This window comes from Pseudofrankia inefficax (assembly GCF_000166135.1).
Taxonomy (GTDB): domain Bacteria; phylum Actinomycetota; class Actinomycetes; order Frankiales; family Frankiaceae; genus Pseudofrankia; species Pseudofrankia inefficax.
The window spans coordinates 6,678,777-6,701,217 of record NC_014666.1; the positions used below are offsets into that span (position 1 = coordinate 6,678,777).

Annotated in this window: 19 protein-coding genes; 8 read left to right on the plus strand and 11 right to left on the minus strand. The window is 72.1% G+C overall.

Annotated features, from left to right (window positions below):
* Positions 1 to 101: 101 nt before the first annotated feature.
* The gene (locus FRAEUI1C_RS27040) at positions 102 to 1,256 is read right to left on the minus strand and encodes a thiolase family protein (protein ID WP_013426546.1); all 1,155 of its coding nucleotides are present in this window, start codon (positions 1,254 to 1,256) and stop codon (positions 102 to 104) included.
* A 99-nt stretch (positions 1,257 to 1,355) separates the two neighbouring features.
* Here FRAEUI1C_RS27040 and FRAEUI1C_RS27045 point away from each other — a divergent pair, with 99 nt between their 5' ends.
* The 3 genes from FRAEUI1C_RS27045 (at position 1,356) to FRAEUI1C_RS27055 (ending at position 5,245) form a co-directional block, all read left to right on the plus strand.
* Positions 1,356 to 2,336 (plus strand): NAD(P)-dependent oxidoreductase, encoded by a 981-nt coding sequence (locus FRAEUI1C_RS27045; protein WP_013426547.1) that lies wholly within the window; start codon positions 1,356 to 1,358, stop codon positions 2,334 to 2,336.
* 175 nt (positions 2,337 to 2,511) lie between these two features.
* A complete protein-coding gene (locus FRAEUI1C_RS27050) occupies positions 2,512 to 3,726 on the plus strand; it encodes a CaiB/BaiF CoA transferase family protein (protein WP_013426548.1) in 1,215 nt (404 codons plus the stop codon).
* 52 nt (positions 3,727 to 3,778) lie between these two features.
* Entirely contained in the window at positions 3,779 to 5,245 is a 1,467-nt protein-coding gene (locus FRAEUI1C_RS27055; RefSeq protein ID WP_013426549.1) for a class I adenylate-forming enzyme family protein, read from the plus strand.
* Positions 5,246 to 5,348: 103 nt separating this feature from the next.
* On the opposite strand, the gene FRAEUI1C_RS27060 is transcribed toward FRAEUI1C_RS27055, so the two are convergent.
* From FRAEUI1C_RS27060 to FRAEUI1C_RS40465, 3 genes are all read right to left on the minus strand, one after another.
* Positions 5,349 to 6,179, minus strand: coding sequence for an SDR family NAD(P)-dependent oxidoreductase (locus FRAEUI1C_RS27060; protein ID WP_041259664.1), 831 nt, complete (start codon positions 6,177 to 6,179; stop codon positions 5,349 to 5,351).
* Positions 6,180 to 6,242: 63 nt separating this feature from the next.
* On the minus strand, positions 6,243 to 7,430 hold the full coding sequence (locus FRAEUI1C_RS27065; protein WP_041261533.1) for a thiolase family protein: 1,188 nt from the start codon (positions 7,428 to 7,430) through the stop codon (positions 6,243 to 6,245).
* 5 nt (positions 7,431 to 7,435) lie between these two features.
* Complete coding sequence (locus tag FRAEUI1C_RS40465) at positions 7,436 to 7,912, minus strand: Zn-ribbon domain-containing OB-fold protein (RefSeq protein WP_013426552.1); 477 nt, start codon at positions 7,910 to 7,912, stop codon at positions 7,436 to 7,438.
* Positions 7,913 to 8,103: 191 nt separating this feature from the next.
* On the opposite strand from FRAEUI1C_RS40465, the gene FRAEUI1C_RS27075 reads away from it, so the two are divergent.
* From FRAEUI1C_RS27075 to FRAEUI1C_RS27085, 4 genes are all read left to right on the plus strand, one after another.
* Complete coding sequence (locus FRAEUI1C_RS27075) at positions 8,104 to 9,108, plus strand: LLM class flavin-dependent oxidoreductase (protein WP_013426553.1); 1,005 nt, start codon at positions 8,104 to 8,106, stop codon at positions 9,106 to 9,108.
* A complete protein-coding gene (locus tag FRAEUI1C_RS27080) occupies positions 9,105 to 11,537 on the plus strand; it encodes a CoA transferase (protein ID WP_013426554.1) in 2,433 nt (810 codons plus the stop codon). Before FRAEUI1C_RS27075 ends, FRAEUI1C_RS27080 begins: the two co-directional genes overlap by 4 nt.
* 32 nt (positions 11,538 to 11,569) lie before the next feature.
* Entirely contained in the window at positions 11,570 to 11,812 is a 243-nt protein-coding gene (locus tag FRAEUI1C_RS39795) for a hypothetical protein (protein ID WP_157735052.1), read from the plus strand.
* Positions 11,813 to 11,958: 146 nt separating this feature from the next.
* Positions 11,959 to 13,599 carry an N-acyl-D-amino-acid deacylase family protein gene (locus FRAEUI1C_RS27085; RefSeq protein ID WP_013426555.1) on the plus strand — a complete coding sequence of 547 codons (1,641 nt, stop codon included), beginning with the start codon at positions 11,959 to 11,961 and terminating at the stop codon, positions 13,597 to 13,599.
* Between the two features lie 259 nt (positions 13,600 to 13,858).
* Here FRAEUI1C_RS27085 and FRAEUI1C_RS27090 read toward each other — a convergent pair whose 3' ends face one another.
* The 6 genes from FRAEUI1C_RS27090 to FRAEUI1C_RS27115 all read right to left on the minus strand — a co-directional run bounded on the left by FRAEUI1C_RS27090 (position 13,859) and on the right by FRAEUI1C_RS27115 (position 20,151).
* Positions 13,859 to 15,067, minus strand: a complete 1,209-nt coding sequence (locus FRAEUI1C_RS27090) for an amidohydrolase family protein (RefSeq protein ID WP_013426556.1) — start codon at positions 15,065 to 15,067, stop codon at positions 13,859 to 13,861.
* Positions 15,067 to 15,627: a flavin reductase family protein gene (locus tag FRAEUI1C_RS27095; protein WP_013426557.1), complete on the minus strand. Its 561-nt coding sequence runs from the start codon at positions 15,625 to 15,627 to the stop codon at positions 15,067 to 15,069. Before FRAEUI1C_RS27095 ends, FRAEUI1C_RS27090 begins: the two co-directional genes overlap by 1 nt.
* 43 nt (positions 15,628 to 15,670) lie before the next feature.
* On the minus strand, positions 15,671 to 16,561 hold the full coding sequence (locus FRAEUI1C_RS27100) for an SDR family NAD(P)-dependent oxidoreductase (protein WP_013426558.1): 891 nt from the start codon (positions 16,559 to 16,561) through the stop codon (positions 15,671 to 15,673).
* Between the two features lie 12 nt (positions 16,562 to 16,573).
* Complete coding sequence (locus FRAEUI1C_RS27105; RefSeq protein WP_013426559.1) at positions 16,574 to 17,689, minus strand: LLM class flavin-dependent oxidoreductase; 1,116 nt, start codon at positions 17,687 to 17,689, stop codon at positions 16,574 to 16,576.
* Positions 17,690 to 17,739: 50 nt separating this feature from the next.
* Positions 17,740 to 18,858, minus strand: coding sequence for a CaiB/BaiF CoA transferase family protein (locus FRAEUI1C_RS27110; RefSeq protein ID WP_013426560.1), 1,119 nt, complete (start codon positions 18,856 to 18,858; stop codon positions 17,740 to 17,742).
* Between the two features lie 102 nt (positions 18,859 to 18,960).
* Entirely contained in the window at positions 18,961 to 20,151 is a 1,191-nt protein-coding gene (locus FRAEUI1C_RS27115) for a thiolase family protein (RefSeq protein WP_013426561.1), read from the minus strand.
* A 311-nt stretch (positions 20,152 to 20,462) separates the two neighbouring features.
* On the opposite strand from FRAEUI1C_RS27115, the gene FRAEUI1C_RS27120 reads away from it, so the two are divergent.
* Positions 20,463 to 21,659 (plus strand): amidohydrolase family protein, encoded by a 1,197-nt coding sequence (locus FRAEUI1C_RS27120; protein ID WP_013426562.1) that lies wholly within the window; start codon positions 20,463 to 20,465, stop codon positions 21,657 to 21,659.
* Between the two features lie 63 nt (positions 21,660 to 21,722).
* Here FRAEUI1C_RS27120 and FRAEUI1C_RS27125 read toward each other — a convergent pair whose 3' ends face one another.
* A complete protein-coding gene (locus FRAEUI1C_RS27125) occupies positions 21,723 to 22,439 on the minus strand; it encodes an ABC transporter ATP-binding protein (RefSeq protein ID WP_013426563.1) in 717 nt (238 codons plus the stop codon).
* Positions 22,440 to 22,441: the final 2 nt, after the last annotated feature.

The window sequence follows — 22,441 nt, forward strand, 5'->3', positions numbered from 1 at the left end:
TCCGGTGGCTGCGATCAGGGCTCGCTCGCGACCACCAGAGGGCTGAAACGACGATCATGGCGCCCAGCGGCGGGAGCCGCGACGTGGGGCCGGCTAGCGGGTCAGAGCAGCTCGAGGATGGTGGCGTTGGCCTGGCCGCCGCCCTCGCACATGGTCTGCAGGCCGTAGCGGATGCCGTTGTCGCGCATGTGGTTGACGAGCGTCGTCATGATCCGGGCGCCGGAGCCGCCGAGCGGGTGGCCGAGCGCGATCGCGCCGCCGTTCGGGTTGAGGGCCTTCACGTCCGCGCCGATGTCGGCCAGCCAGGCCAGCGGCACCGGGGCGAACGCCTCGTTGACCTCGAACGCGCCGATGTCGTCGAGCTTGAGCCCGGACCTGGCGAGCACCTTCTGGGTCGCCGGGATCGGCGCGGTCAGCATCATGATCGGGTCGGCGCCGGCGAGGACGGCGGTGTGAATCCGGGCGAGGGGGGTGAGGCCCAGCTCGGCGGCCTTCTCGCTGGTCATGATCAGCAGGGCGGCCGAGCCGTCGGAGATCTGCGAGGAGTTGGCGGCCGTGATCACGCCACCCTCCTCGACCTTCTTGAACACCGTCTTCAGGTTGGCCAGGCCCTCGACCGTGCCGCCGCGGCGGATGCCCTCGTCCTTGCTGATGACCGTGCCGTCGGCGAGGGTGACGGGCGCGATCTGGGCGTCGAACCGGCCGTCGTCCTGGGCCGCGGCGGCCTTCTCGTGCGAACCGATCGAGAACTCGTCGCACTGCGTGCGGGAGAAGCCCCACTTCGCGGCGATCAGCTCGGCGCCGATGCCCTGGTCGGGGAAGACGTTGTTGTAGCGGGCGAGGTAGCGCTCGCCAAACGGGATCTGGCCCATCAGCGACGTGCCCATCGGCACCCGGGACATCGACTCGACGCCACCCGCGATGACGACGTCGTACTGCCCGGCGACCACGCCGGCGGCGGCGAAGTGCACCGCCTGCTGGGAGGACCCGCACTGCCGGTCGACGGTCACCCCCGTGACGGTCTCCGGAAAACCGGCGCCGAGCGCCGCGTTGCGGGCGATGTCGAAGGTCTGCTCGCCGACCTGGCCGACGCAGCCCCAGATGACGTCCTCCACCAGAGCCGGGTCGACGCCCGCCCGGGCCACCAGGGTGGCGAGCACATGCGCCGACAGGTCCGTCGGGTGTACCCCCGACAACCCGCCGTTCCGCTTGCCGACCGGCGTCCGAACCGCCTCGACGATCACCGCATCACGCATGTCGACGTCCCCTCAGAGAGCAGCGTTACTGAGTATGCATTCACTCGGGCCGCCGGCACCACCGACGACTAGTGTTGCAACGTGTCCGACTCTCTCGCAATGCCAGCCAAGGAGCCCGCCGGAGACGACCAGCGGCAGGCTCCGGCGCCCGCCGCCCCGCCCACCGCCGCGCCCGGGACGACCCGGGTCGGCTGGATCGGGACCGGCGTCATGGGCGCGGCGATGGCCGGCCACCTGCTGCGCCAGGGCTACGGGCTGACGGTCACCACCCGGACGAGAGACCGGGCCAAGGAGCTGCTCGACGCCGGCGCGGACTGGGCGGACACCCCGGCCGACGTCGCCGCGGCCAGCGACATCGTCTTCTCGATGGTCGGCTTCCCCGCGGACGTGCGCGAGGTCCTGCTCGGCCCGGCCGGCGCGCTCACGACGGCCCGGCCCGGCACCGTGCTGGTCGACCTGACGACGAGCGAGCCGGCGCTGGCCGTCGAGATCGCCGCGGCCGCCGCGGACCGTGGCGTGCTCGCGCTGGATGCCCCGGTCTCCGGCGGCGACGTCGGCGCCCGGGGCGGAACCCTCTCGATCATGGTCGGCGGCACTCCGGAGGCGCTGGAGGCCGTGCGCCCCTGTCTGGAGGCGATGGGCCGGACGATCGTCCGCCAGGGCGGGCCGGGCGCCGGCCAGCACACCAAGATGGTCAACCAGATCCTGATCGCCTCGACCATGGTCTCCATCAGCGAGGCGCTGCTCTACGCCTACCGCAACGGCCTCGACCTGGAGCAGGTGCTGGCCTCGGTCGGTGGCGGGGCGGCGGGCAGCTGGTCGCTGACGAACCTCGCGCCGCGGGTGATCGCCGGCAACTTCGCGCCCGGCTTCTACGTCGACCACATGGTCAAGGACCTGGGCATCGCGCTCGCGGAGGCGCGGCGGGCCCGGCTCGCGCTGCCCGGCCTGGCGCTCGCGGAGCAGCTCTACGTCGCGCTGCAGGCCCAGGGACGGGGCCGGGACGGCACGCAGGCCCTCGTCCACGCGTTGGCCTCGTTGTCCGGCCAGCCGTTCCCGCCGTCGCCGCACCAGGCCTAGCCGGCCGCTCCGGCCTGGCGCCGCCGTACTCGGCCTGGCCGCCGTCGCGGCGCGGCTGGCCAGGGCGGTCGTCTCTTGCACCGCGCGGGGCATCGCGGGGACTATGAGTTTTGACGTCGATGTTGAAACCCCGGCCCGGCGGGCTCCCCGGGCGAGGTGGGCTGGGAGGCTCTCGATGACCGCGGTGATGCAAGGTGTACGCGTCCTGGAGGTCGCCGAGCATACGTTCGTACCCGCCGCGTCGGCCCTGTTAGCCGACTGGGGCGCGGACGTCATCAAGATCGAACATGTCGAGCGCGGCGACGCGATGCGCGGCCTGGCCGCCTCCGGCACCGTGGACATCCCGTCGGACGTCCACGTGCTGTTCGAGCACTCGAACCGCGGCAAGCGCAGCCTCGCCCTCGACCTCACCTCGCCCGAGGGCCTCGACATCGTCTACAAGCTCGCGGCCACCGCGGACGTCTTCCTGACCAACAAGCTGCCCCTGGTGCGCACCAAGCTGAAGGTCACCCTTGACGACATCCGGGCGCAGAACCCGAACATCATCTACGTCCGCGGCACCGGCCAGGGCGAGCGTGGCCCCGAGGCCGACCGCGGTGCCTACGACTACCTGGCATTCTGGATGCGCAGCGGCGCCGCCCTGGGGGCCACCGCCGCCGACGCGGCCGTCGTCAACGGGCCGCCCGGGCCGGGCTTCGGCGACTCGATCGGGGCCCTGACGATCGCGGGCGGGATCATGGGCGCCCTGTTCCACCGGGAGCGCACCGGCGAGGCGACCACGGTCGACGTCTCGCTGCTCAGCGCCGGCCTCTACACGATGGGCCAGGCGGTGGCACTGTCGATGCTGACGAAGAAGCCCTGGCAGGGGCCGCCGTCCGGCCACCGCAGCAACCCGCTCGTCGGCAGCTACCAGACGAAGGACGGCCGGTCGCTGGCCTTCTCCTGCCTGCAGGCTGGCCTCTACTGGGGCCCGGCGTGCGCCGCGATCGGCCGCCCGGAGCTGGCCACCGACCCGCGCTTCGCCGACCACGGCGCGCTGATGGCCAACAAGATGGAAGCCTCCGAGATCCTGGCGGCCGAGTTCGCCTCCCGAGACCTGGACGAGTGGAAGGAACGGCTCGCCGACTTCCCGGGCCAGTGGACCGTCGTCCAGCACACCCTCGAGGCCGCCGCAGACGCGCAGAGCATCGCCAACGGCTACGTCCAGGAGCTGGAGAACGCCGCCGGGGTGCCGTTCCACCTCAGCGCCGCACCGGTGCAGTTCAACGAGGAGGCGCACCACCCGAGGCGGGCGCCGGACTTCAACGAGCACGCCGAGGAGATCCTCGGGGAGCTCGGCCTGGACTTCGACGCGGTCCTGGACCTCAAGGTCCGCGGCATCGTCGCCTGAGCAGGGGTTTCCGAAACGGTTCACCCTTCGAGACGCCCGGAGGCAGTGCGTCATGGATGCCGAGGTCACGCCGGTCAGCATCGGCGCCCGGATTCGCCAGCTCGGCGCCGAGCAGCCGGAGACCACCGCGTTGTGGTCCGTCGCGCTCGACGGCACCGAGTCGTCGTTCACCTGGGCCTGGCTGGACCGGCGGTCCAGCCAGCTCGCCGGCGCGCTGGCCGCCCGCGGGGTGCGGTTCGGGGATCGCGTCGGGCTCGGGCTGCGGAACTCGCCGCAGTTCGTGCTCGCCGCCTTCGCCGCCTGGAAGCTCGGCGCGATCCCGGTCCCGGTGCGCTGGGACGTACCGGAGTGGGAGCTCGCCCGCGTCCTGGAGGTCATCGCCCCCCGGGTCCACCTGGGCGCGGGCGACCTGGGCTGGATCGACGCCACCGACACGGGCGAGGCCCCGGACCTGCCCGACGTGACCGCGCCCCACCTGCAGGGCATCTGCTCGTCGGGCTCGACCGGCCTGCCGAAGGTGATCGTCGCCGAGCGGCCGGCCCTGTACGACTACCGGATGGCCACCCCGATGGTCGCCGCCTGGCGCGAGGTGGCCCGGCCCCAGAAGATCCTCGTGCTGGCCCCGATGTACCACGCCAACGGGTTCACCACCCTGTACAACCTGCTCGCCGGCGAGACCCTCGTCGTGCTGACCAAGTTCCAAGCGGCCCAGGCCGTCGACGCGATCGAACGCCACCGCGTCACCCACTTCACCGGCGCCCCGACGATGCTGCAACGGATCGCCGACCTTCCGGGGGTCGACGACCGTGACCTGAGCTCGGTCGAATGGATCATGCAGGGGGCCGCGCCGATGCCACCGTCGCTGGTCCACCGCTGGGCGAAGCTCATCGGCCCCGAGAAGATCTTCATGATCTACGGGATGACGGAGGGGCTCGGCTGGACCGCCCTGTTCGGGGACGAGTGGATGAGCCACGAAGGCAGCGTCGGACGCGGTATCCGGGGCACCGAGATCCGCATTCTCGACCCGGCCGGCGACGCGCTCCCGGTCGGGCAGATCGGCGACGTGTACCTGCGCAGCGCCCACATGGGCGGGTACCAGTACCTCGGCAACGCACCCCGGCTCCGCGCCACCGACGACGGCTTCATCACCGCGGGCGACATGGGCCACCTCGACGAGGACGGCTACCTCTACCTCGCCGACCGCCGCGTCGATCTGATCATCACTGGCGGGGCGAACGTGTTCCCGGCCGAGGTCGAGGCCGCGCTCATCGACCACCCCGCGATCGCCGACGTCGTCGTCATCGGACTGCGCGACGAGGAGTGGGGCCGGCGGGTGCACGCGCTGGTCGAGCCGGCCGATCCGGCCACCCCGCCGACAACGGCCGAGATCGTCGCCTATGCCAAGACCAAGCTCGCCGCCTACAAGGTCCCCAAGACCGTCGAGTTCCTCGACCGCATCCCCCGCAGCGAGGCCACCAAGATCAACCGAGGCGCCCTCATCGCCGCCCGCGAGAGCTGACCAGGCCGCCCCCTGCGGAATGATCGCCGTTTCGGCCCTTCAGCGGTCGCTATCCGGTGCGGATCGCGACCAGCTGAGGGCCAAAACGGTGATCATGCAGCGGCTAGTCGGGGATGGCGCGGAGGTACTTCGCCATGGCCAGGGGGGTGACGGTCAGCACGCCGGAGTCGACGGGCAGGGTGACGCCGGTGACCCAGCGGGCGGCATCGCTGGCCAGGAAGGCGACCGACTCGGCGACGTCCCAGCCGTCGCCGGGCGTGCCGAGCAGGCCGGCCTCGTTGCGCAGCGTCGTGACGTACTGGCTGTCCTGCCCGGGGATCGACCGGACCATAGGGGTGACGATGTGCCCCGGGGCGATGGCGTTGACCCGGATGCCCTGGCGTCCGTGCGTGTACGCCATCTCGACGGTCATGGCCAGCATCGCGCCCTTGGCGGCCGAGTAGGCGATCGTGCCGTCGCCGCGCAGCGCCGAGATCGACGAGATGTTGACGATCGAGCCCGAGCCCTGCGCCGCCATCACAGGCACCGTGTACTTGCAGGCCAGGAACATCGTCCGCAGGTTGATGTCGAGGGCCCGGTCCCACTCCTGCTCGGTGATGTCGACGACGTCGCCGACCGAGGCCATGCCGATGTTGTTCACCAGGATGTCGACGGTCCCGAACGCCTCGACGGCGGCGGCGACCATCGCCTCGCAGGCCGCGGCCTTGGTGCAGTCGCCGGCGAACACCTCGGCCCGGCCGCCGTCGGCCTCGATCAGCTTGCGGGTCTCCTCGGCCCGCTCGGCGTGCAGGTCGACGAGCAGCACGCTCGCGCCCTCCCGCGCCAGCACGGCCGCGCTGGCCTTCCCGGTCCCGACGCCCTCCCCCGGTGTCGAACCAGCCCCCGTCACGATCGCGACCTTGTTAGCCAGTCGCCCGTCGGTCCGTCCGCCCATGGTCACCGCTTTCCTGTCGTCGTCGTTTCCGCGTCGTTCCGTCCGGTCAGCGCGGCCAGCTGGTCAGCGCGGCCAGCTGGTCAGCAGCGCCGCCCCGGCCTCGTAGCCGCCGACGCTGGTCACGGCCGCGACCCGCGCGCCCGCGACCTGCCGCTCGCCGGCCTCACCGCGCACCTGGCGGACCGCCTCGGCCGTGTGGCCGAAGGCGGCGTGCAGCCGCCCGCCGGACAGCTGCCCGCCCCACGTGTTCAGCGGCAGCTCGCCGCCGAGGCTGATCCGCTTGCCGCCCTCGACGAACGCCCCCGCCTCGCCAGGCCCGCAGAAGCCCATCGCCTCCAGCCACCAGACGGCCTCGATGGTGAAGCCGTCGTAGAGCTCGGCGACGTCGACGTCTCCCGGACGCAGGTCGGTGCGGGCCCACATCGCGGCGGCGGTGGCGTAGCCGACCCGGCCGAAGTCCTCCCACTGCTCCCAGCTCGGCCGGCCGTCCACCACGCCGGCCATCGTCTCGATGCCGACCGGCGCCCGCAGGTCGGCGGCGGCCTCGGCCGCCGAGACGACGATCGCGGTGGCGCCGTCGAGCGGGACGTCGCAGTCGTACAGGCAGATCGGCGACGAGATCATCCGGGAGGCGAGGTAGTCGTCCAGCGTGAGCGGCGAGCGGTAGACGGCGTCCGGGTTCAGCGCCGCGTGCGCCCGCTGCGTCACCGGGATCCAGCCGAGCTGCTCGCGGGTCACGCCGTACTCGTGCATGTACCGGGCGGCGTACGGCGCGAGCTGGCAGACCGGGGACAGCGCGCCGACCGGCAGCAGCCAGGCGAGCGGCCCCTCCGCGGTCGGGTTCGTCGAGCCGTACGCGGGCCGGCCGCCGGCGTTGCGCGCGGCGCTGCCCTCCTTGACGGTCCGCCAGATGACGACGTGCCGGGCCTGGCCGGTCGCGACCGCCATCGCCGGACCGTAGAACGGCAGGCACATCCCTTCGATGATCCCCTGCCGCCAGCTGGTCGTGATCCGCAGCGCGTCCTGGATCTCGTAGAGGTTGCCGTTCGCGTAGCCGGGCACGTTGGCCTTGCCCCCGCCGGGGAACATGGCCAGCCCGTCGATGTCGTCGACGGTCAGGCCCGCGTCGGCGATGGCGGCCAGGATCGCGTCGATCGTCAGCTGGAACCCGGAGCGGTCGAGCTGGCGCCCGATGGCCGACTGGCCGATCCCGGAGATCACCGCGCGCCGCTCGAACAGCTCGCTGCCCACGGCGCTCACGCCCCGGCCACGGCGACGAAGCTGGGGACCGAGTAGGCCCGCTCCTGGCCGTCGAGGAAGCAGGTGCCCGGTCCGGGCTCGAAGCCCACGTCGACGCTCATCCCGATCGTCGCCTCCTCTGGTGGGCAACCGCGCAGCCGCCCGAGGACCCGGACGCCCGGGTGGCCGTCGAACTCGACCAGGACCAGCGCGTAGGGCACCTCGAGCCCCGGCAGCCAGCGCTGGTAGTTGACCGTCAGGCTGTAGACCTGGCCGCGCCCGGTGATCTCGACCGGTTCGGTCGACCGGCTCCGGCAGGTCCTGCACACTCCGTACGGCGGGAACGACTCGGCGCCGCAGTCCTGGCAGCGCTCGACCAGCAGCCGCCCCTCGGCCGCCCCCGCCCAGAACACCGCGGTCTCCTCGGTGACGGACGGTGGGATGCCGGGAACCACCGCGGCCGAGTCCGGGCTGGTAGGGCCGTTGGCGGTCATGGGCACCCTTCGAGCCGGTGACAGCGAAGACTTACGGAGTGTACGCTCACTTAGCAATCTAGCGCCTCGACGCCCCGGGTACACCGTTCGTCGTGCAGTGCCTGTTTGACCTGCACAGCCCTGGTCGTCGTGCACAGTCTGTCCGTCCTGAGCGCGGCGCCCGTGCCGCGCTCGACGTGAAGGAGCTCCGGTTGCCTGATCGCATCGTCTTCGGCGCGGCCGCGCTCCCCGAGCCGGAGCGCCACTGGCTCGCCGCCGTCGAGCGCCTGCCCATCGAGTCGGTCTGGCAGGGCGGCCACGTGCTGCCGCCGACCGGCACCGGCGAGGCCATCACCCGGCTGGCCCTGATGACCGCGTGGACGGAACGGGTCCGGGTGGGCACCGCGATCCTGCTGCTGCCGCTGTACCAGCCGGTGATCGTCGCGAAGCAGCTCGCCGACCTGGACGCCCGCTCCGGCGGTCGGGTCTCGGTCGGGCTGGGCGTCGGCGGCGAGTTCAAGCACGAGTTCGACTCGGTCGGCGTCCCGATCACCGAGCGGGGCGCGCGCACCGACGAGGCGATGGTGCTGCTGCGCGAGCTGTGGCGCGGCGAGCCGGTCACCCACCACGGGAAGTACTTCGACGTCGAGGACGTGACGCTGCGCCCGGTCACTCCTCCGCCGCCACCGGGCTCGACCAGTGGTCCCGCAGGCGGCCAGCCCGGCGGCCCGCCGCTGCTGGTCTCCGGGCGCAAGGCCCCGGCGATGCGGCGCGCGGCGCGGCTGGGCGACGGCTGGATGCCCTACCTGATGTCGCCGAGCGCCTATGCCCGCTCGGTCGAGACGATCAGCGCCGAGGCCGCGGCCACCGGCCGGGACCTCGGCGGGTTCGAGTGGATGATGTACGTCTACTGCTCGGTCCGGGCCGACGGCGACCGGGCCCGCGCCGACGTGGCCAGCTTCCTCGGGGGTGCCTACGGCGACAAGCCCGCGTCGATGCTCGACAAGATCGCGCCGTCCGGGACGCCGGAACAGGTCGCGGCCCGCCTGCAGGAGTACGTCGACGCGGGCGTGCGGCACTTCGTCATCTCGCCGGCCGCGCACGAGGACACCCTCGAGGTCGTCCAGCTCGCCGCCGAGGAGGTCCTCCCCCGGCTGACCCTGCCGGCCGGGGGCGCCGCTGGACCGGTGATCACTACCGCCGGGGCCGCGTCATGACCCCGGCGGCACCCGGTCCGCTCGCGGGGCTGCGGGTCATCGAGATCGCCGTCGGTGCCAGCGACCTCGGGCTGGGCCTCGCGGGCGGGGTGCCCGGGATGCTGCTGGCCGGGCTCGGCGCGCAGGTCACCCGCGTCGTCGGGACCGCGCCCCTCGCCATCGACGCGGGGCTGCCGTGGGGCGAGGCCTGGCACCGGGACAAGCGGATCGTCACGACCGACGACGCCGAACCGGTCCGCACCCTGCTCGCGGACGCCGACGTCGCGCTCGCCTACGGGCCCGAGGACCTGGTCGAGGGCCGCGGCCTGGGCTTTCGGGACCTGACCGGCGTCAACCCGCGCCTGGTCTACGCCCGCTGCCGGCCGAGCCGGACGTCGCTCGGCGCCGTCGAGGACTACGGGCTGCTCGTCGAGGCGCGGTCCGGATTCTGCACGCAGCTCACCGGCCATCGACCGGGCCCGATCTTCGTCGACGTCCGGGCGCCCGGCACCGGCACGGCGGGCCTGCTGACCGCGTCGGTCCTCGCGCTGCTGCGCCGCCGGGTCCTGACCGGCGCGGGTGGCTGGGCCGAGACGTCGCTCTACGACGGCATGCTCGCCACCCTCGGCTGCATGATCGGACGCTCCGAGCGGGCCAGGCCCGAGGTCGAGGGGTACTGGGAGTTCGGCTCGACCTTCCCGAACTTCCTGTACCGCTGCGCCGACGGCGAGCTGCTCCAGGTCTGGTTCGGCGGCAAGGGCATGTACGCCAAGCTCATCGACGTCCTCGGCGACGAACCGTCGACCGAGGGCTACTACGCCGACCAGTCCTCCGGGAAGCTGCAGGATCGCGCCCTGCGGTGGCGGGCCCCGTTCGCCCTGCGTCCCCGCGACATCTGGCTGCGCCGGCTGCGCGACGCCGGAATCGCCTGCGAGCCCGTCCTCAACCCGGGCGACGCGTTGACCGACCCGCACCTGGCCGAGACCGGCCTCGCCGTCACCCGCGACCGCGACGGCCACCGCGAGACCTTCGTGGGCTCGCCCCTCTCCGTCGGCCCGCTGCCCTCGGCGACCCCCGCCGACCAGCCACCGGCTCCCGCCGGCCCGGCGCAGATTCCCGCCGACCCGGCGCCGGTGACCGAGGCGCCAGCGGGCGGCTCGGGCGGCACCGCGGTGGGTGGACTGCTCGCCGGGGTACGCGTGCTGGACTTCTCCGCGTTCGTGGCCGGTCCGCTGGCCGCGCAGGTGCTCGCCGATCTCGGCGCGGAGGTCGTGAAGGTCGAACCGCCGGAGGGTGAGGCGATGCGCGCCGCGGCCTACGCCGTCGCGGCCTGCCAGCGCGGCAAACGCAGCCTGGCGATCGACATCACCGCGCCCGAGGCCCGGCCCGTGGTGGAGAGCCTGGTTCGCTGGGCCGACGTCGTGCTCCACAACTTCCGGGTCGGCGTCGCCGAGCGCCTCGGCATCGGCGCGGCGGACGTCGCCGCGCTCAACCCGTCCGCCGTCTACTGCCACGCCAGCGCGTTCGGCGCGCACGGGCCGCGGGCGAAGCAGCCGGGCAACGACGCGCTGATGCAGGCGGTCACCGGGCTGGAACAGGCGATCGGCGGCGACGGCAACGAGCCGATCGCGGCGACCTGGATCCCGATCGACGTCGCCGGTGGCTGGCTCGCGGCCACCGGCATCCTCGCCGGCCTGTACGCCCGTGCGACGACGGGCACCGGCCAGCAGGTGGGCAGCAGCCTGCTCGGCGCCGGGATGCTCATGCAGTCCGGCTCGTTCCAGCGCGACGGCGAGCTTGTCCGAGGCCCAGCCCTGGACGCGGCCCAGACCGGCTACGGTCCCGGCTACCGCCTCTACCAGGCCGGCGACGGGGAATGGTTCGCGCTGGTCCTTCCGGACGAGCGCTCCTGGGCCACGCTGCGCGGGCTGCTCGCTGCCAGCGGGCCAAGCGCTGGCGAACCTGCTTCGCCGGCCGGTCCGGAATCCCGTGCCGACGACGTCCTGGCGACCTGCGCGCCACTGCGCGGGGGCATTCTCGACCAGGAGGCTCGCGAGGCGGAAAGCCTCCTGGAGAAGGCCTTCTCCACCGGTACCGCCGCCGAGTGGGTGGCACGGCTACGTGCCGCGGGCCTTCTGTCCGAGCTGATCGCGCCGGCGACCAGGGACGACTTCCGCCGTGGCATCCTGGACGATCCGCTGAACCGCCAGCTCGGCCGGGTCGCGGCGTACGACGTGGCCGACTGGGGTCATTTCGAACAGATCGGCCCGCTCCCCCGGCACGACCAGAGCCCTGCACGGCCTTCCCAAGCGGGTCGCGCCGAAGCGCGGGGCCCAGGGCTGGGGCTGCCCAGCATCGGCGAACACTCCGTCCAGGTCCTGGCCGAGCTCGGCCGTCCCGCCGACGAGATCGACGCCCTCCTCGCCAACAAGATCGCCCGCCAGCTCTAGGAAGCCGTGATCGCCAAGGTCCGTCCGTCGCCTTGATCGCCGTTCCGCCCGCCGATGGACTCTGCTGGCCGTGCGGCACGCCTCCAGTGGATCTTCAGGTCGGCTGCGGCGTCAATTTCCATACCCGATCGCGGATCTTCGACCGGCCTCCGGGCGGCGTAACCGGCAAGATCGCCAGCCTGGTATGGATAAAAGGCGCATATCTGGCGGGGAGCGACCGTTTCGATACCGGACTGGCGATCATCGCAGGTGAACGCGCCACTGACCGCCGATGATCGCCGCTCTGGTATGGAAATCGGCGTGGGGCCGAACGTCGAGAGGCGCCTGGCCAGTGACGACCGCCGGGCCAACGGTCGATAAGTAAGCGAGTGTTTGCTAATTTGTTGGAGGCTCGGTTCGCCGTCTGACCGTGGGAGCGTTGATGGACCTGTTGCTGCGCAACGCCACGCTGATCGACGGGACGGGAGCACCCGCCCGTCCAGCCGAGATCGCCGTCACCGGTGACCGGATCGCCGCCGTCGGTGAGCCGGGGTCGCTGACGCCCGACGCCGCCACCGTCGTCGTCGACCTCGGCGGGCTCACGCTCGCGCCCGGGTTCGTCGACGTGCACACCCACTACGACGCGCAGATCCTCTGGGACGGCGACCTCACGCCGTCGAGCTGGCACGGCGTGACCAGCGTCGTCATGGGCAACTGCGGGTTCGGCGTCGCGCCCACCCGGCCCGAGCACCGCGACCTGATCGTGCGGCTGCTCGAGAACGTCGAAGGCATGTCGATGGACGCGCTGAACGCGGGGATCGACTGGTGCTTCGAGACGTTCCCGGAGTACCTCGCGGCGCTGGACGCCCGGGCCAAGCGGCTGAACGTCGGCGCGTTCCTCGGCCACTCGCCGCTGCGGCTGTTCGTCACCGGCGGCGAGGAGCGGGCCGCCACCGACGAGGAGCTGGCCACGATGCGCCGGCTGCTGCGCGAGGCGCTGGACGCCGGCGCGATCGGTTTCTCCACCTCCCGCCAGCCCGCCCACCAGGGCGCCTACGGCCGGCCGGTGCCGAGCCGGTTCGCCGAGGTCTCCGAGGTCTACGAGCTGGCCGGGGTGATGGGCGAGGCGGGCAAGGGCGTGCTCGCCGTGTCGATCGGGCCCGGGCTCTTCCTCGACCAGTTCTCCGAGATCGCCACCCGCTACGACATCCCCGTCACGTGGACCGCGCTCGTCACCCGGGCCGAGAAGCCGGGCTCCGCCCTGCGGACGGTCGAGCGGGGCGCGGCGCTGTCGGGCGAGGTCTACCCGCAGATCGCCTGCCGGCCCATCGTCATGCAGGTCACCATGGACGACCCGTCGCCGCTCGGCCAGGTGGACGAGTGGAAAGAGGTCCTCGCCGTCCCGCGCGAGCAGCGCCCGGCCCTCTACCGGGATGACGCCTGGCGCGACCGGGCCAGGGAGACGACCCTCGCGGCCTGGAGCCACCGCTGGCACAAGGTCGACGTCGAGGAGACCGTCACCCACGGCGCGCTCACCGGCATCCCCCTCGACCAGCTGGCCCGCGACCGCGGCACCACCCCGTTCGACCTGATGCTCGACCTGGCCCTCTCCGACGCGGGAACGACGCGCTTCCGGGTCGTGCTGGAGAACGACGGCGACGCGGAACTCGCGGACCTGCTCGCGGACAAGCGCACCCTGCTGGGCCTCTCCGACGCCGGCGCGCACGCGACCCAGCTCTGCGACGCCTGCTACTCGACCCACCTGCTCGGCCACTGGGTCCGCGAACGCAAGGCGATCTCGCTGGAGGACGCCGTCTGGCGGCTGACCGGCCAGCCGGCCAAGGCGTTCCGCCTCGCCGAGCGCGGCCAGGTCAAGCCCGGCTTCTTCGCCGACCTTGTCGCCTTCGACCCGGACACCGTCGGCACGACCGCGGTCGAACGGGTCGACGACCAGCCCGGCGGCACGGAGCGTCTCGTCGTGCGCAGCACCGGCGTCGCCCACACCTGGGTCAACGGCGTCGCCACCCGCTTCGACGGCGAGGACCTCCCCGCCGCCACCCCGGGCCGCCTCCTGCGCGCCTGACCAACCAGCCCTGTCATACCTGGCGGTCGCAAAGGTCCAGAACCCGCGACCGCCAGGTATGAAGCCAGCCGTCCGGCCCGCGGCCGGTACGGCACAAGAGCCTGCCCTGACGACGAGATGCCCCCGCCGCCGGCAGAGGCCCATTGGTGCTGGTGATCGCGGTTTTGGCCCTCGGGTGGTCGCAGAAACGGCCTGGTCACGACCAGGGGAGGGCCAAAACGGCGATCAAGGACCGGCCGGCCGGCCGACCGACCGCCGCCTACAGGGCGATTGCCGGCCAGTCGGCGCCGTGTGGGAGGGGCTGGCGGAAGAGCCTGGCGGCGTTGCCGCCGGCGATCATGACGGCCTCGTGCTGGGGGAGGTCGGCGAAGCGCTTGCGCAGCAGGTCCTGGGAGCCCGGCCAGGTCGAGTCGGCGTGCGGGAAGTCGGTCTCGAACAGGATGTGGTCGATGCCGATCATGTGGCGCTGGTCGAGCGTGCCGGGGTCGTCGAGCATGCAGAAGTAGAAGTTCCGGCGCAGCGCCTCGCTCGGCGTCACGTCGTACGTCCACGGAGTGCCGCCGGTACCGGAATGCGCCAGCACATAGTCGAGGCGGTTGATCGCCATCGGCACCCAGCCGATCCCACCCTCGCTCAGCGCGATCTTCAGGTTCGGGTAGAGCGCCGGGATGCCCGCCCACACCCAGTCGACGGCGGCGCAGAACGCGGTGGCCGGGAAAAGCGACGTCTGCACGTTCAGGCCGGCGCCGGGCGAGCCCTGAAGGACGAAGCCGCTCGCGCCGCAGTGCAGCGAGATGACCGTGTCGGTTTCCTCGCACGCCTTGAAGAACGGCTCCCAGTGCTTGTGGTTCGTGATCGGCGGCAGCTTCAGCAGGTGCGGCGACTCAAGGAACGAGACCGACGTGAAACCCAGCTCGGCGTTGCGGCGCACCTCGTCGCCGGCGACCTTCGGGTCCTTGAACCACGGGAGCTGCATCGGGATGAAGCGCTCCGGGTAGGCGCCGTGCCATTCTTCGAGCATCCAGCTGTTCCACGCCCGGACCGCGGCGAGCCCGATCTCCTGGTCGTCGTTCATCGACAGCACCCGGCCGGTGAAGCCCCACGCTCCGGAGGGGAAGCACAACGACGCCCAGATGCCGTCGAGATCCATGTCCTTCACCCGGGCGTGCACGTCCCACGCGGACCGGCGCATCTCGCCGAAGTTCAGCGGGTCGAGCGTCCACTCGGACTTCGGGCGGCCGGCGACCACACTCATGCCGTTGTCCCGGTAAAGCCGGTCGCGGTAGACCCACGCCTCGGAACCATCCGGGGTCGTGATCACCTGCGGCGCCTTGTCCCGCAGCTTCGCCGGAAAACGCTTGACGAAGAGGTCGGCGGGCTCGGTGAGATGGTCGTCCACCGAGATGATGGAGTAGCTGCGCTCCTGGGGCTCGGGGTCCGCCAGCAGCTTCCAGTCAGGCCTCGGCATTACGCGCTCCTCGTTCCGGTCGAGCCGTTGGGCAGGACCTTCTGGTCGAGACGGCCCGGCAGACCGTAGCCACCGCGGAAGTACAGCAGCGGCCCGTGGTCGCGCAGCACCCGCATCTCGCGAACCGCGCCGACGACGATCTGGTGGTCGCCGCCGTCGTGCGCCGCGTCGATCTCGCAGTCGACCCAGGCGAGGACGTTGTCCAGGACCACAGCGCCACGGTCGGTGACATGCCAGGGAGCGGCGTCGAACTTCGCCCCGGTCCTGGCGCCGAAGGCCACCGACACGTCCTGCTGATCCTCGGCCAGCACGTTGACGGTAAACCGTCCGGCCCGCTCGATGCGTGGCCAGCTCGTCGAGTTCCGGCCAGGGCAGATGAGCACCAGGGGCGGGTCGAGGGAAAGCGAGGTGAACGACTGGCAGGCGAGCCCGGCCGGAGCGCCGGACTCGTCCATACCGGTCACGATCGTCACGCCGGTGCAGAAATGGCCCAGCACCTGGCGGAAGACGACCGGGTCGACGCCTTCGAGCTCCGTACCGCGCGCGGCGACGTCGGTCATCGCGTTCCCCGTCCAGGACCGGAACGCGCGACGGCGGCCTTCCTCAGGAAAGTGCGCTCGACCATCGTGGGATGTCTCCTTGGACGTCGGCGTTCGGTGCGGCGGCCGCCAGCAGCGGCCGGATGGCCGCCTCGACGGCGGCGGGGTCGTCGACCGCCGGCCCGGTGGGCCCACGGTGCCAGCCTTCGGCGATGGCCAGGCGCACGCCCGAGCTGACGATCACCCTGCCGGTGACGTCGGCCGAGAGCGGCGAGACGAGCCACGCCAGCGTGGCCGCGACCCACTTGGGGTCGTACTGGCCGGCGCGGGCCGCGTCGCTCTCGCCCAGCCCGACGGCCTCGGTCATCGGCGTCAGCGCCGTCGGGCACACCGCGTTGACGGTCGCCCCGTAGCGGGCGAGCTCCATCGCGGCGATCACCGTGAACGAGGCGATCGCGCCCTTGGCCGCGCCGTAGTTGGCCTGGCCGACGTGGCCGTACAGGCCCACCGACGACACCGTGTTCACGACGCGGGCGTCGACGCTGTCGCCCGCCTTCGACCGTGCACGCCAGTGGTTGGCGGCCCGCTGGGTGACGAGGAACGTGCTCTTGAGGTGCACGCGCAGCACGTCGTCCCAGTCCGACTCGGACATGTTCACCAGCATCTTGTCGCGCGCGATGCCGGCGTTGTTCACCACCGCGTCGAGGCGGCCCCAGGTGTCCGTGGCAGTGGCGATCAGGCTGTCGGCGCCCGCCGCCGTCGACACGTCGCCGGTGTGGCCGGTGGCCTCGCCGCCCAGGGCGCGCACCCCGGCGACCACGGACGCGACGGCGTCGGCGTTGACGTCGTTCACCACGACGCGCGCGCCCTGCGCCGCGAGCGCCTCGACGTAGGCGCGGCCGATTCCCTGGCCGGCACCGGTGACCAGGCAGACCCGTCCGTCACACAAGCCCATGAGAACGCGCTTTCAGGAGACGGCTGTCGGGGTGGCGGCATAGGTCACGCCGATGTCGCCACCGGCGTCGTAGCCCTTGAGCTTGGGAAGCACCTCGGCCGAGAACAGGTCGAAGCAGTCCTTGGCCTCCTCGGCGGGCATGCCGCCGAAGCAGAGCGGCAGGACGATGCCACCGGCGTCGGTCATCTCGGCGTACTCGAGCAGCTTCTCGGTGACCTCCGCGGGCTTGCCCCAGACCTGGAGGTCGGCGAGGAAGCCGTTGAACTTCTCGAGGCCGTGCTTCTGGATGTTCTTGGCCAGGCCGGCGTAGTACTCGTAGCCCTCGATCTCGGCGAAGCCGATGTTGTCGAACTCGTAGTGCTCGACGGTCGAGCGGGCCCAGCGCTGGAGGTAGACGTTGCGGATCTTGTCGATCTGGGCCTGGTTGTCGGCGACGCCGGCCACGATCACGAGGACCGGCTTCGGCGCCTCGGTGCCGTTCAGCTCGAAGTAGCGCTCGCGGTACTTCTTGAGCTCCTCGATGGCCGTCGGCCACGGCTTCTGGGCGATGACCATCAGCCCGACGCCCATGCCGGCCATGATCTCCATCGACTCGGGCGAGACCGCCGAGGCGAAGGTCCGGCCCTTGAAGCTGGCCACCGGACGAGGCCGGATCTCGACCCGCGGCTGCTTGTAGAGCTCGCCGTCGTACTCCAGCACCCCGGTCTCCAGGGCGTTCAGGAGGGCGGCGCTGTACTCCTTGAACCGGCGGCGGGACTCGCCCATCGGGACGCGGAAGCCGACGAACTCCTTCTGGCCGAGGCCACGGCCGAGGCCGAGGATCGCGCGGCCGTCGGAGAGGTGGTCGAGCACCGAGAAGCTCTCGGCCACCCGCGCCGGGTCGTTCCACGGCAGGACGGTGACCATCGTGCCGAGCTTCAGCTTCGTGGTCCTGCTCGCCAGCCAGGCCAGCACCATCGACTGCTGCGAGGTGAGCTGGTAGTCGGAGAAGTGGTGCTCCGAGAGCCAGACCGAATCGAAACCAACCTCTTCGGCCCGTGCTGCGAGGGCCATCTCCGACCGGTAGACGTCCGCGTCGGTGACGTTGGGATCAAGATTGGCGAGTTGGAGGCCGAATCCGATGTGCATGAGCGCTCACTTTATACGTTGAGGACGGTGGGAGCCAGCCCCGCTGCGGGCTACCGGACGGCGCCGGCAGCCCGCAGGCTGGTTACTTCTTCGGCCGAGAACCCCCAGTCGGACAGGGCCTCGTCGGTGTGCTGCCCGGGGGCGGGCGGCGGGCCGGCAACCGCCGGCGGGGTCCGGCTGAACCGCGGGGCCGGAGCCGGCTGGACCACTCCGGCGACCTCCGTGAAGGTGCCGCGGTGGCGGATGTGGGGATGGTCCGGAGCCTCGCCCGGGTCGAGAACCGGGGCGAAGCAGACGCTGGTGCCGTCGAACGTGGCGCACCACTCGTCGCGGGTCCTGGTCCGGATCACCGCGGCGAGGCGCTCCTTCGTGGCCGGCCAGGACGACCGGTCGTCGGCGCCGGGATCGACGTCGGTCAGCTCCGCGAGCTGCCGGCGGGCCTTGGGGTCGATCGCCCCGAGCGAGAGGTACCGGCCGTCGGCCGTCTCGTAGGCGTCGTAGAACCAGGCGCCGCCGTCGAGGAGGTTGGTGCCCCGCTCCCCCCAGTCGCCGGCCGCCCGCAGGCCGTGGATCATCCCGGACAGCAGCGCGGCACCGTCGACCATGGCGGCGTCGACGACCTGCCCCTGGCCGGAGCGGGCGGACTCGAGCAGGGCGCACACGATGCCGAAGGCGAGCAGCAGCCCGCCCCCACCGAAGTCGCCCACGATGTTGACCGGCGGCACCGGCGGGACGCCCGGCCGCCCGACCATGGCCAGGGTGCCGGCGAGAGCGACGTAGTTGATGTCGCGCCCCGGCGCCTGCGCGTACGGGCCGTCCTGGCCCCACCCGGTCATCCGCCCGTAGACGAGTCCCGGCCGGCGGGCCAGGCAGTCGTCGGGCCCGAGCCCGAGCCGCTCGGTGACACCCGGGCGGAACCCCTCGATGAGCACCTCGGCGTGCTCGACCAGCCTGAGCACGGCCTCCCGCCCGTCGGCGTGCTTGAGGTCGATGCCCACCGACCGACGGCCGCGGGCGTTCACGTCCCAGGAGGGCGCCTCGGCACCGACGCTGTCGGCCCGGTCGACGCGGAGCACCTCGGCGCCCATGTCGGACAGCATCATGGCGGCGAACGGCCCGGGGCCGATGCCAGCCAGCTCGACGACGCGGTAGCCGCGCAGCACGCTCATACCGCCGCCGCCTCTGATAAGCGTGCGTTCACTCTGCAAGCCCTTCGATGCTCCGCCTCACGGGTCCCGACCTGGTCCTCGCCGGTGGGCCGACGCCCGGCCTCAGCTGCCCGCGGGCGCGGGGACGTCGAGGACGACGGCGGTGGCCATGCCGCCACCGGCGCACATCGCGGCGATCCCGATGCCGCCGCCGCGCCGGCGCAGCTCGTGGGTCATCGTGATGATCATCCGGGAGCCGCTCATGGCGACCGGGTGGCCGAGGCTGCACCCGCTGCCGGAGACGTTCACGATCGTGTCGTCGAGGCCGAGGATGCGGGTCGTGCCCACGGCGACCGAGGCGAACGCCTCGTTGATCTCCCACAGCGCGACGTCGCCGATCGTCAGGCCGGCCCGGTCCAGCACCTTCGGGATCGCGAGCGTCGGGGCCAGGCCGGTCTCCTCCGGCAGGACGCCCACCGAGGCCCAGGCCCGGATGACGCCCAGCGGCTCAAGCCCCTGCCGCTCGGCGAACTGGCTGTCCGCGAGCACCATCGCCGCGGCGCCGTCGTTGACGCCGGACGCGTTGCCGGCCGTGATGCTGAAGCCGTCGATCTCCGGGTGGATGGGCTTCAGCGCGGCCAGCCGCTCCAGCGTGGTCGTCCGCCGCGGGTGCTCGTCGACGGCGAACGTCAGCGTGGTGCCGTCGCGCCGCGCCACCTCCAGCGGGAAGATCTCCTCGGCGAAGCTGCCCGCGTCGATCGCCGCGACCGCCCGCTGGTGCGACCGCAGCGCCCAGGCGTCCATCTCCTCGCGGGTGAGGCCCGCCTGCACCGCCGCGTTCCAGCCGACGGTGATCGACATGTCCCGGCACGGCGCCTGGGGCGTCTCGGGGTGGCTGTAGGCGAGCCAGTCCTCGTCCCAGTCGTCGGTACCGGGAAACCGCCAGCGGACACGCGGCTTCGTGGAGGCCGACTGCACACCCCCGGCGATGACGACGCGGTCCATCCCGGAGCGGATCGACGCGGCAGCACTCTGCACGGCGGCGAGGCCGGAGGCGCAGTGCCGGTTGTGGGCGACGCCCGGTACCTGCGGGATGCCGGCGTTCACCGCCGCGTACCGGGCGATGTCGCCACCGCCGTACAGCGACTCGCCGAGCACCACGTCGTCTACGAGCGACGGGTCGACCCCGGACCGGTCGAGCGCCTCGGCCACCGCCCGGGTGCCGAGCTCGAACGCGCTCACCTCCGTGAGTGAGCCCTTGTACGCCGTCCCGATCGCCGTCCGCGCCGTCGCCACAATCACCGCCTCAGACACCGCGGCTGCCCTCCTGGGTCTCGTGGCTCGGTCGCGTGACTGCCTACCGGCCGTTGGGTCGCTTCCCATCGATCTGGGTCGCGTCGAGCTGCGTTGCGGCCAACCGTGTTGCGCCAACCGTGTAGGCGGCGAACCGAGTTGCGAAGTATCTGCTCACTCACGATAGGGACGGAGCGACCGGCGGCGCAACCGGGTCGTGGCCGCGACCGCTGTGGCCCCCCTGACACACTGCGACCGCGAGCTTGACGGGACGCCACCCTCCGCCATACTAAATGAGTACTCGCTCATTAGCAGATCGAAGGTGACGGGCCGTGGACTACGCTCTGATCGACGCGGACGGGCACTACTACGAGCCGGACGACTGCTTCTCCCGGCACATCGAGGCCCGGTACAAGGACGCGACCATCCGGGTCGACCGGGCCGAGGACGGCCTGGGCCGGGTCTTCGTCGGCGACCGGCGCACCTTCATGAGCGTCATGCCGGGCGACTACGCCTCGGCCCCCGGCGCGTTGCAGGGACTGTTCGCCGGCGGGGTCGCGGACGGGTTCGCCCATCGCGAGGTGCTCAACGCCAGGGACTACCCGGCGTTCACCACGCGGGCCGAGCGGCTCACCCTGATGGACTCCCAGTCCGTCGAGGCCACGATCCTGCTGCCGACGCTCGGCATCTCCGTCGAGCGGGACCTGGAGCACGACGTCGAGCTCAGCTACGCGAGCCTGCGGGCCTTCAACCGTTGGCTGGAGGAGGACTGGGGCTACGCCGCGCAGGAGCGGATCTTCGCGGTGCCACTGCTGTCACTGCTCGACATCGACCACGCGGTCGCCGAGCTGCGCCGGGTGATCGACGCCGGCGCGCGGCTGGTCCATCTGCGGCCCGGGCCCGTCGGCCACCGGTCCCCCGCCGACCCGGTCAACGACCCGTTCTGGGCGCTGTGCGCCGAGGCCGGGGTGCCGGTCGTGTTCCACACCTCGAACTGCGGCTACGCCGACCTCTACGGGACGCACTGGTCGGAGGACCCGCGCAACCCGTCCCACCTGCAGTCGCCGTTGCAGTGGGCGCTGTGCAACACCGAGCGGCCGATCGTCGACACCATGATCGCGCTGACCCTGCACAACCTGTTCGGCCGCCACCCGGACCTGCGGATCCTCTCGATCGAGAACGGCAGCAGCTGGCTGCGCCCACTGCTCAAGACCGTCGACAAGGCCGCCTCCCTCGGCCGGCGCGGACCGATGATCGGTGGGAGGCTCCCGGCGAAGCCCAGCGAGGCGCTCACCGATCACCTGTGGGTCGTCCCGTTCCCGGAGGACGACGTCGACGACCTGCTCGACGTCCTCGGGCCGGACCACGTCCTGTTCGGCTCCGACTTCCCGCACCCCGAAGGCCTGCGGGAGCCGCTCGACTACGCGACGAGCCTGGGCCGCCAGGACCCCACCACCACCCGCAAGGTTCTGCGCGGCAACACCGCCCGGCTGCTCGGCATCCCGGACCGGGCGCCAGCGGCGGTCTGAGCTTCGACATCACGAAGGCGGCGGCCCACCCGGGCCGCCGCCTTCGTCGTCTGCCTGGCCCAGTCAGGCGGCCTCGTCGACCCCGCCCAGGTAGAGGCGCTCGATCTCGGACTCCCGGGCGGCCAGCTCGGCGGCGGGGATCTCGGCCCGCACGAGACCCTCGTTCATGATCAGGGCGCGGTCGACGAAGCTCGCCGCGAAGTGGATGTGCTGCTCGACGAGCACGACCCCGGCGGACAGTGCCGTGGCCACGGCGCGCAGCCGCTCCAGGATGCGCTCGCTGACGGCCGGGGCCAGTCCGAACGACAGCTCGTCGATGAGCAGCACCGTCGGGTGACGCCCCACGGTCCTGGCGAGCGCCAGCATCTGCTGCTCGCCGCCGGAGAGCACCCCGGCCTTCAGCGGCAGCTTGGTGCGCAGCTCGGGGAACAGCTCGACCGCCTCGTCGACGGGGGCGCCAGCCAGTTGGAGGTTCTGGCGGACGGTCAGCGACGGGAAGGTGCTGCGTCCCTCCAGCACGATGCCGACCTGGCCGCGGCTGCGCCGGTAGGCGGGGCCGACCAGCGGCGTCCCGTCGACGCGCACCTCGCCGCCGTACCTGCCCAGGAAGCCGGCGATCGCCATCAGCGTGGTGGTCTTGCCCGCGCCGTTGCGGCCGAGCAGACCGACGATCTCGCCCCGTCCTACCGAGAACGACACGTCGTGGATCACCGCGAGCGAGCCGTACCCGGCCGTCAGCCCGCGGACCTCTAACGCCGCCCCTGCCGCGTCCTCGGCCATCT

What these genes read in the sequence shown, in the direction of transcription:
- FRAEUI1C_RS27110 (WP_013426560.1), bottom strand. Translation starts at nt 18,858, where the DNA reads ATGAGCGTGCTGCGCGGCTACCGCGTCGTCGAGCTGGCTGGCATCGGC.
- FRAEUI1C_RS27090 (WP_013426556.1), bottom strand. Translation starts at nt 15,067, where the DNA reads ATGCCGAGGCCTGACTGGAAGCTGCTGGCGGACCCCGAGCCCCAGGAG.
- FRAEUI1C_RS27080 (WP_013426554.1), top strand. Translation starts at nt 9,105, where the DNA reads ATGACCCCGGCGGCACCCGGTCCGCTCGCGGGGCTGCGGGTCATCGAG.
- FRAEUI1C_RS27125 (WP_013426563.1), bottom strand. Translation starts at nt 22,439, where the DNA reads ATGGCCGAGGACGCGGCAGGGGCGGCGTTAGAGGTCCGCGGGCTGACG.
- FRAEUI1C_RS27045 (WP_013426547.1), top strand. Translation starts at nt 1,356, where the DNA reads ATGCCAGCCAAGGAGCCCGCCGGAGACGACCAGCGGCAGGCTCCGGCG.
- FRAEUI1C_RS27040 (WP_013426546.1), bottom strand. Translation starts at nt 1,256, where the DNA reads ATGCGTGATGCGGTGATCGTCGAGGCGGTTCGGACGCCGGTCGGCAAG.
- FRAEUI1C_RS27055 (WP_013426549.1), top strand. Translation starts at nt 3,779, where the DNA reads ATGGATGCCGAGGTCACGCCGGTCAGCATCGGCGCCCGGATTCGCCAG.
- FRAEUI1C_RS27105 (WP_013426559.1), bottom strand. Translation starts at nt 17,689, where the DNA reads ATGCACATCGGATTCGGCCTCCAACTCGCCAATCTTGATCCCAACGTC.
- FRAEUI1C_RS27100 (WP_013426558.1), bottom strand. Translation starts at nt 16,561, where the DNA reads ATGGGCTTGTGTGACGGACGGGTCTGCCTGGTCACCGGTGCCGGCCAG.
- FRAEUI1C_RS27085 (WP_013426555.1), top strand. Translation starts at nt 11,959, where the DNA reads ATGGACCTGTTGCTGCGCAACGCCACGCTGATCGACGGGACGGGAGCA.
- FRAEUI1C_RS27095 (WP_013426557.1), bottom strand. Translation starts at nt 15,627, where the DNA reads ATGACCGACGTCGCCGCGCGCGGTACGGAGCTCGAAGGCGTCGACCCG.
- FRAEUI1C_RS27050 (WP_013426548.1), top strand. Translation starts at nt 2,512, where the DNA reads ATGACCGCGGTGATGCAAGGTGTACGCGTCCTGGAGGTCGCCGAGCAT.
- FRAEUI1C_RS27060 (WP_041259664.1), bottom strand. Translation starts at nt 6,179, where the DNA reads ATGGGCGGACGGACCGACGGGCGACTGGCTAACAAGGTCGCGATCGTG.
- FRAEUI1C_RS40465 (WP_013426552.1), bottom strand. Translation starts at nt 7,912, where the DNA reads ATGACCGCCAACGGCCCTACCAGCCCGGACTCGGCCGCGGTGGTTCCC.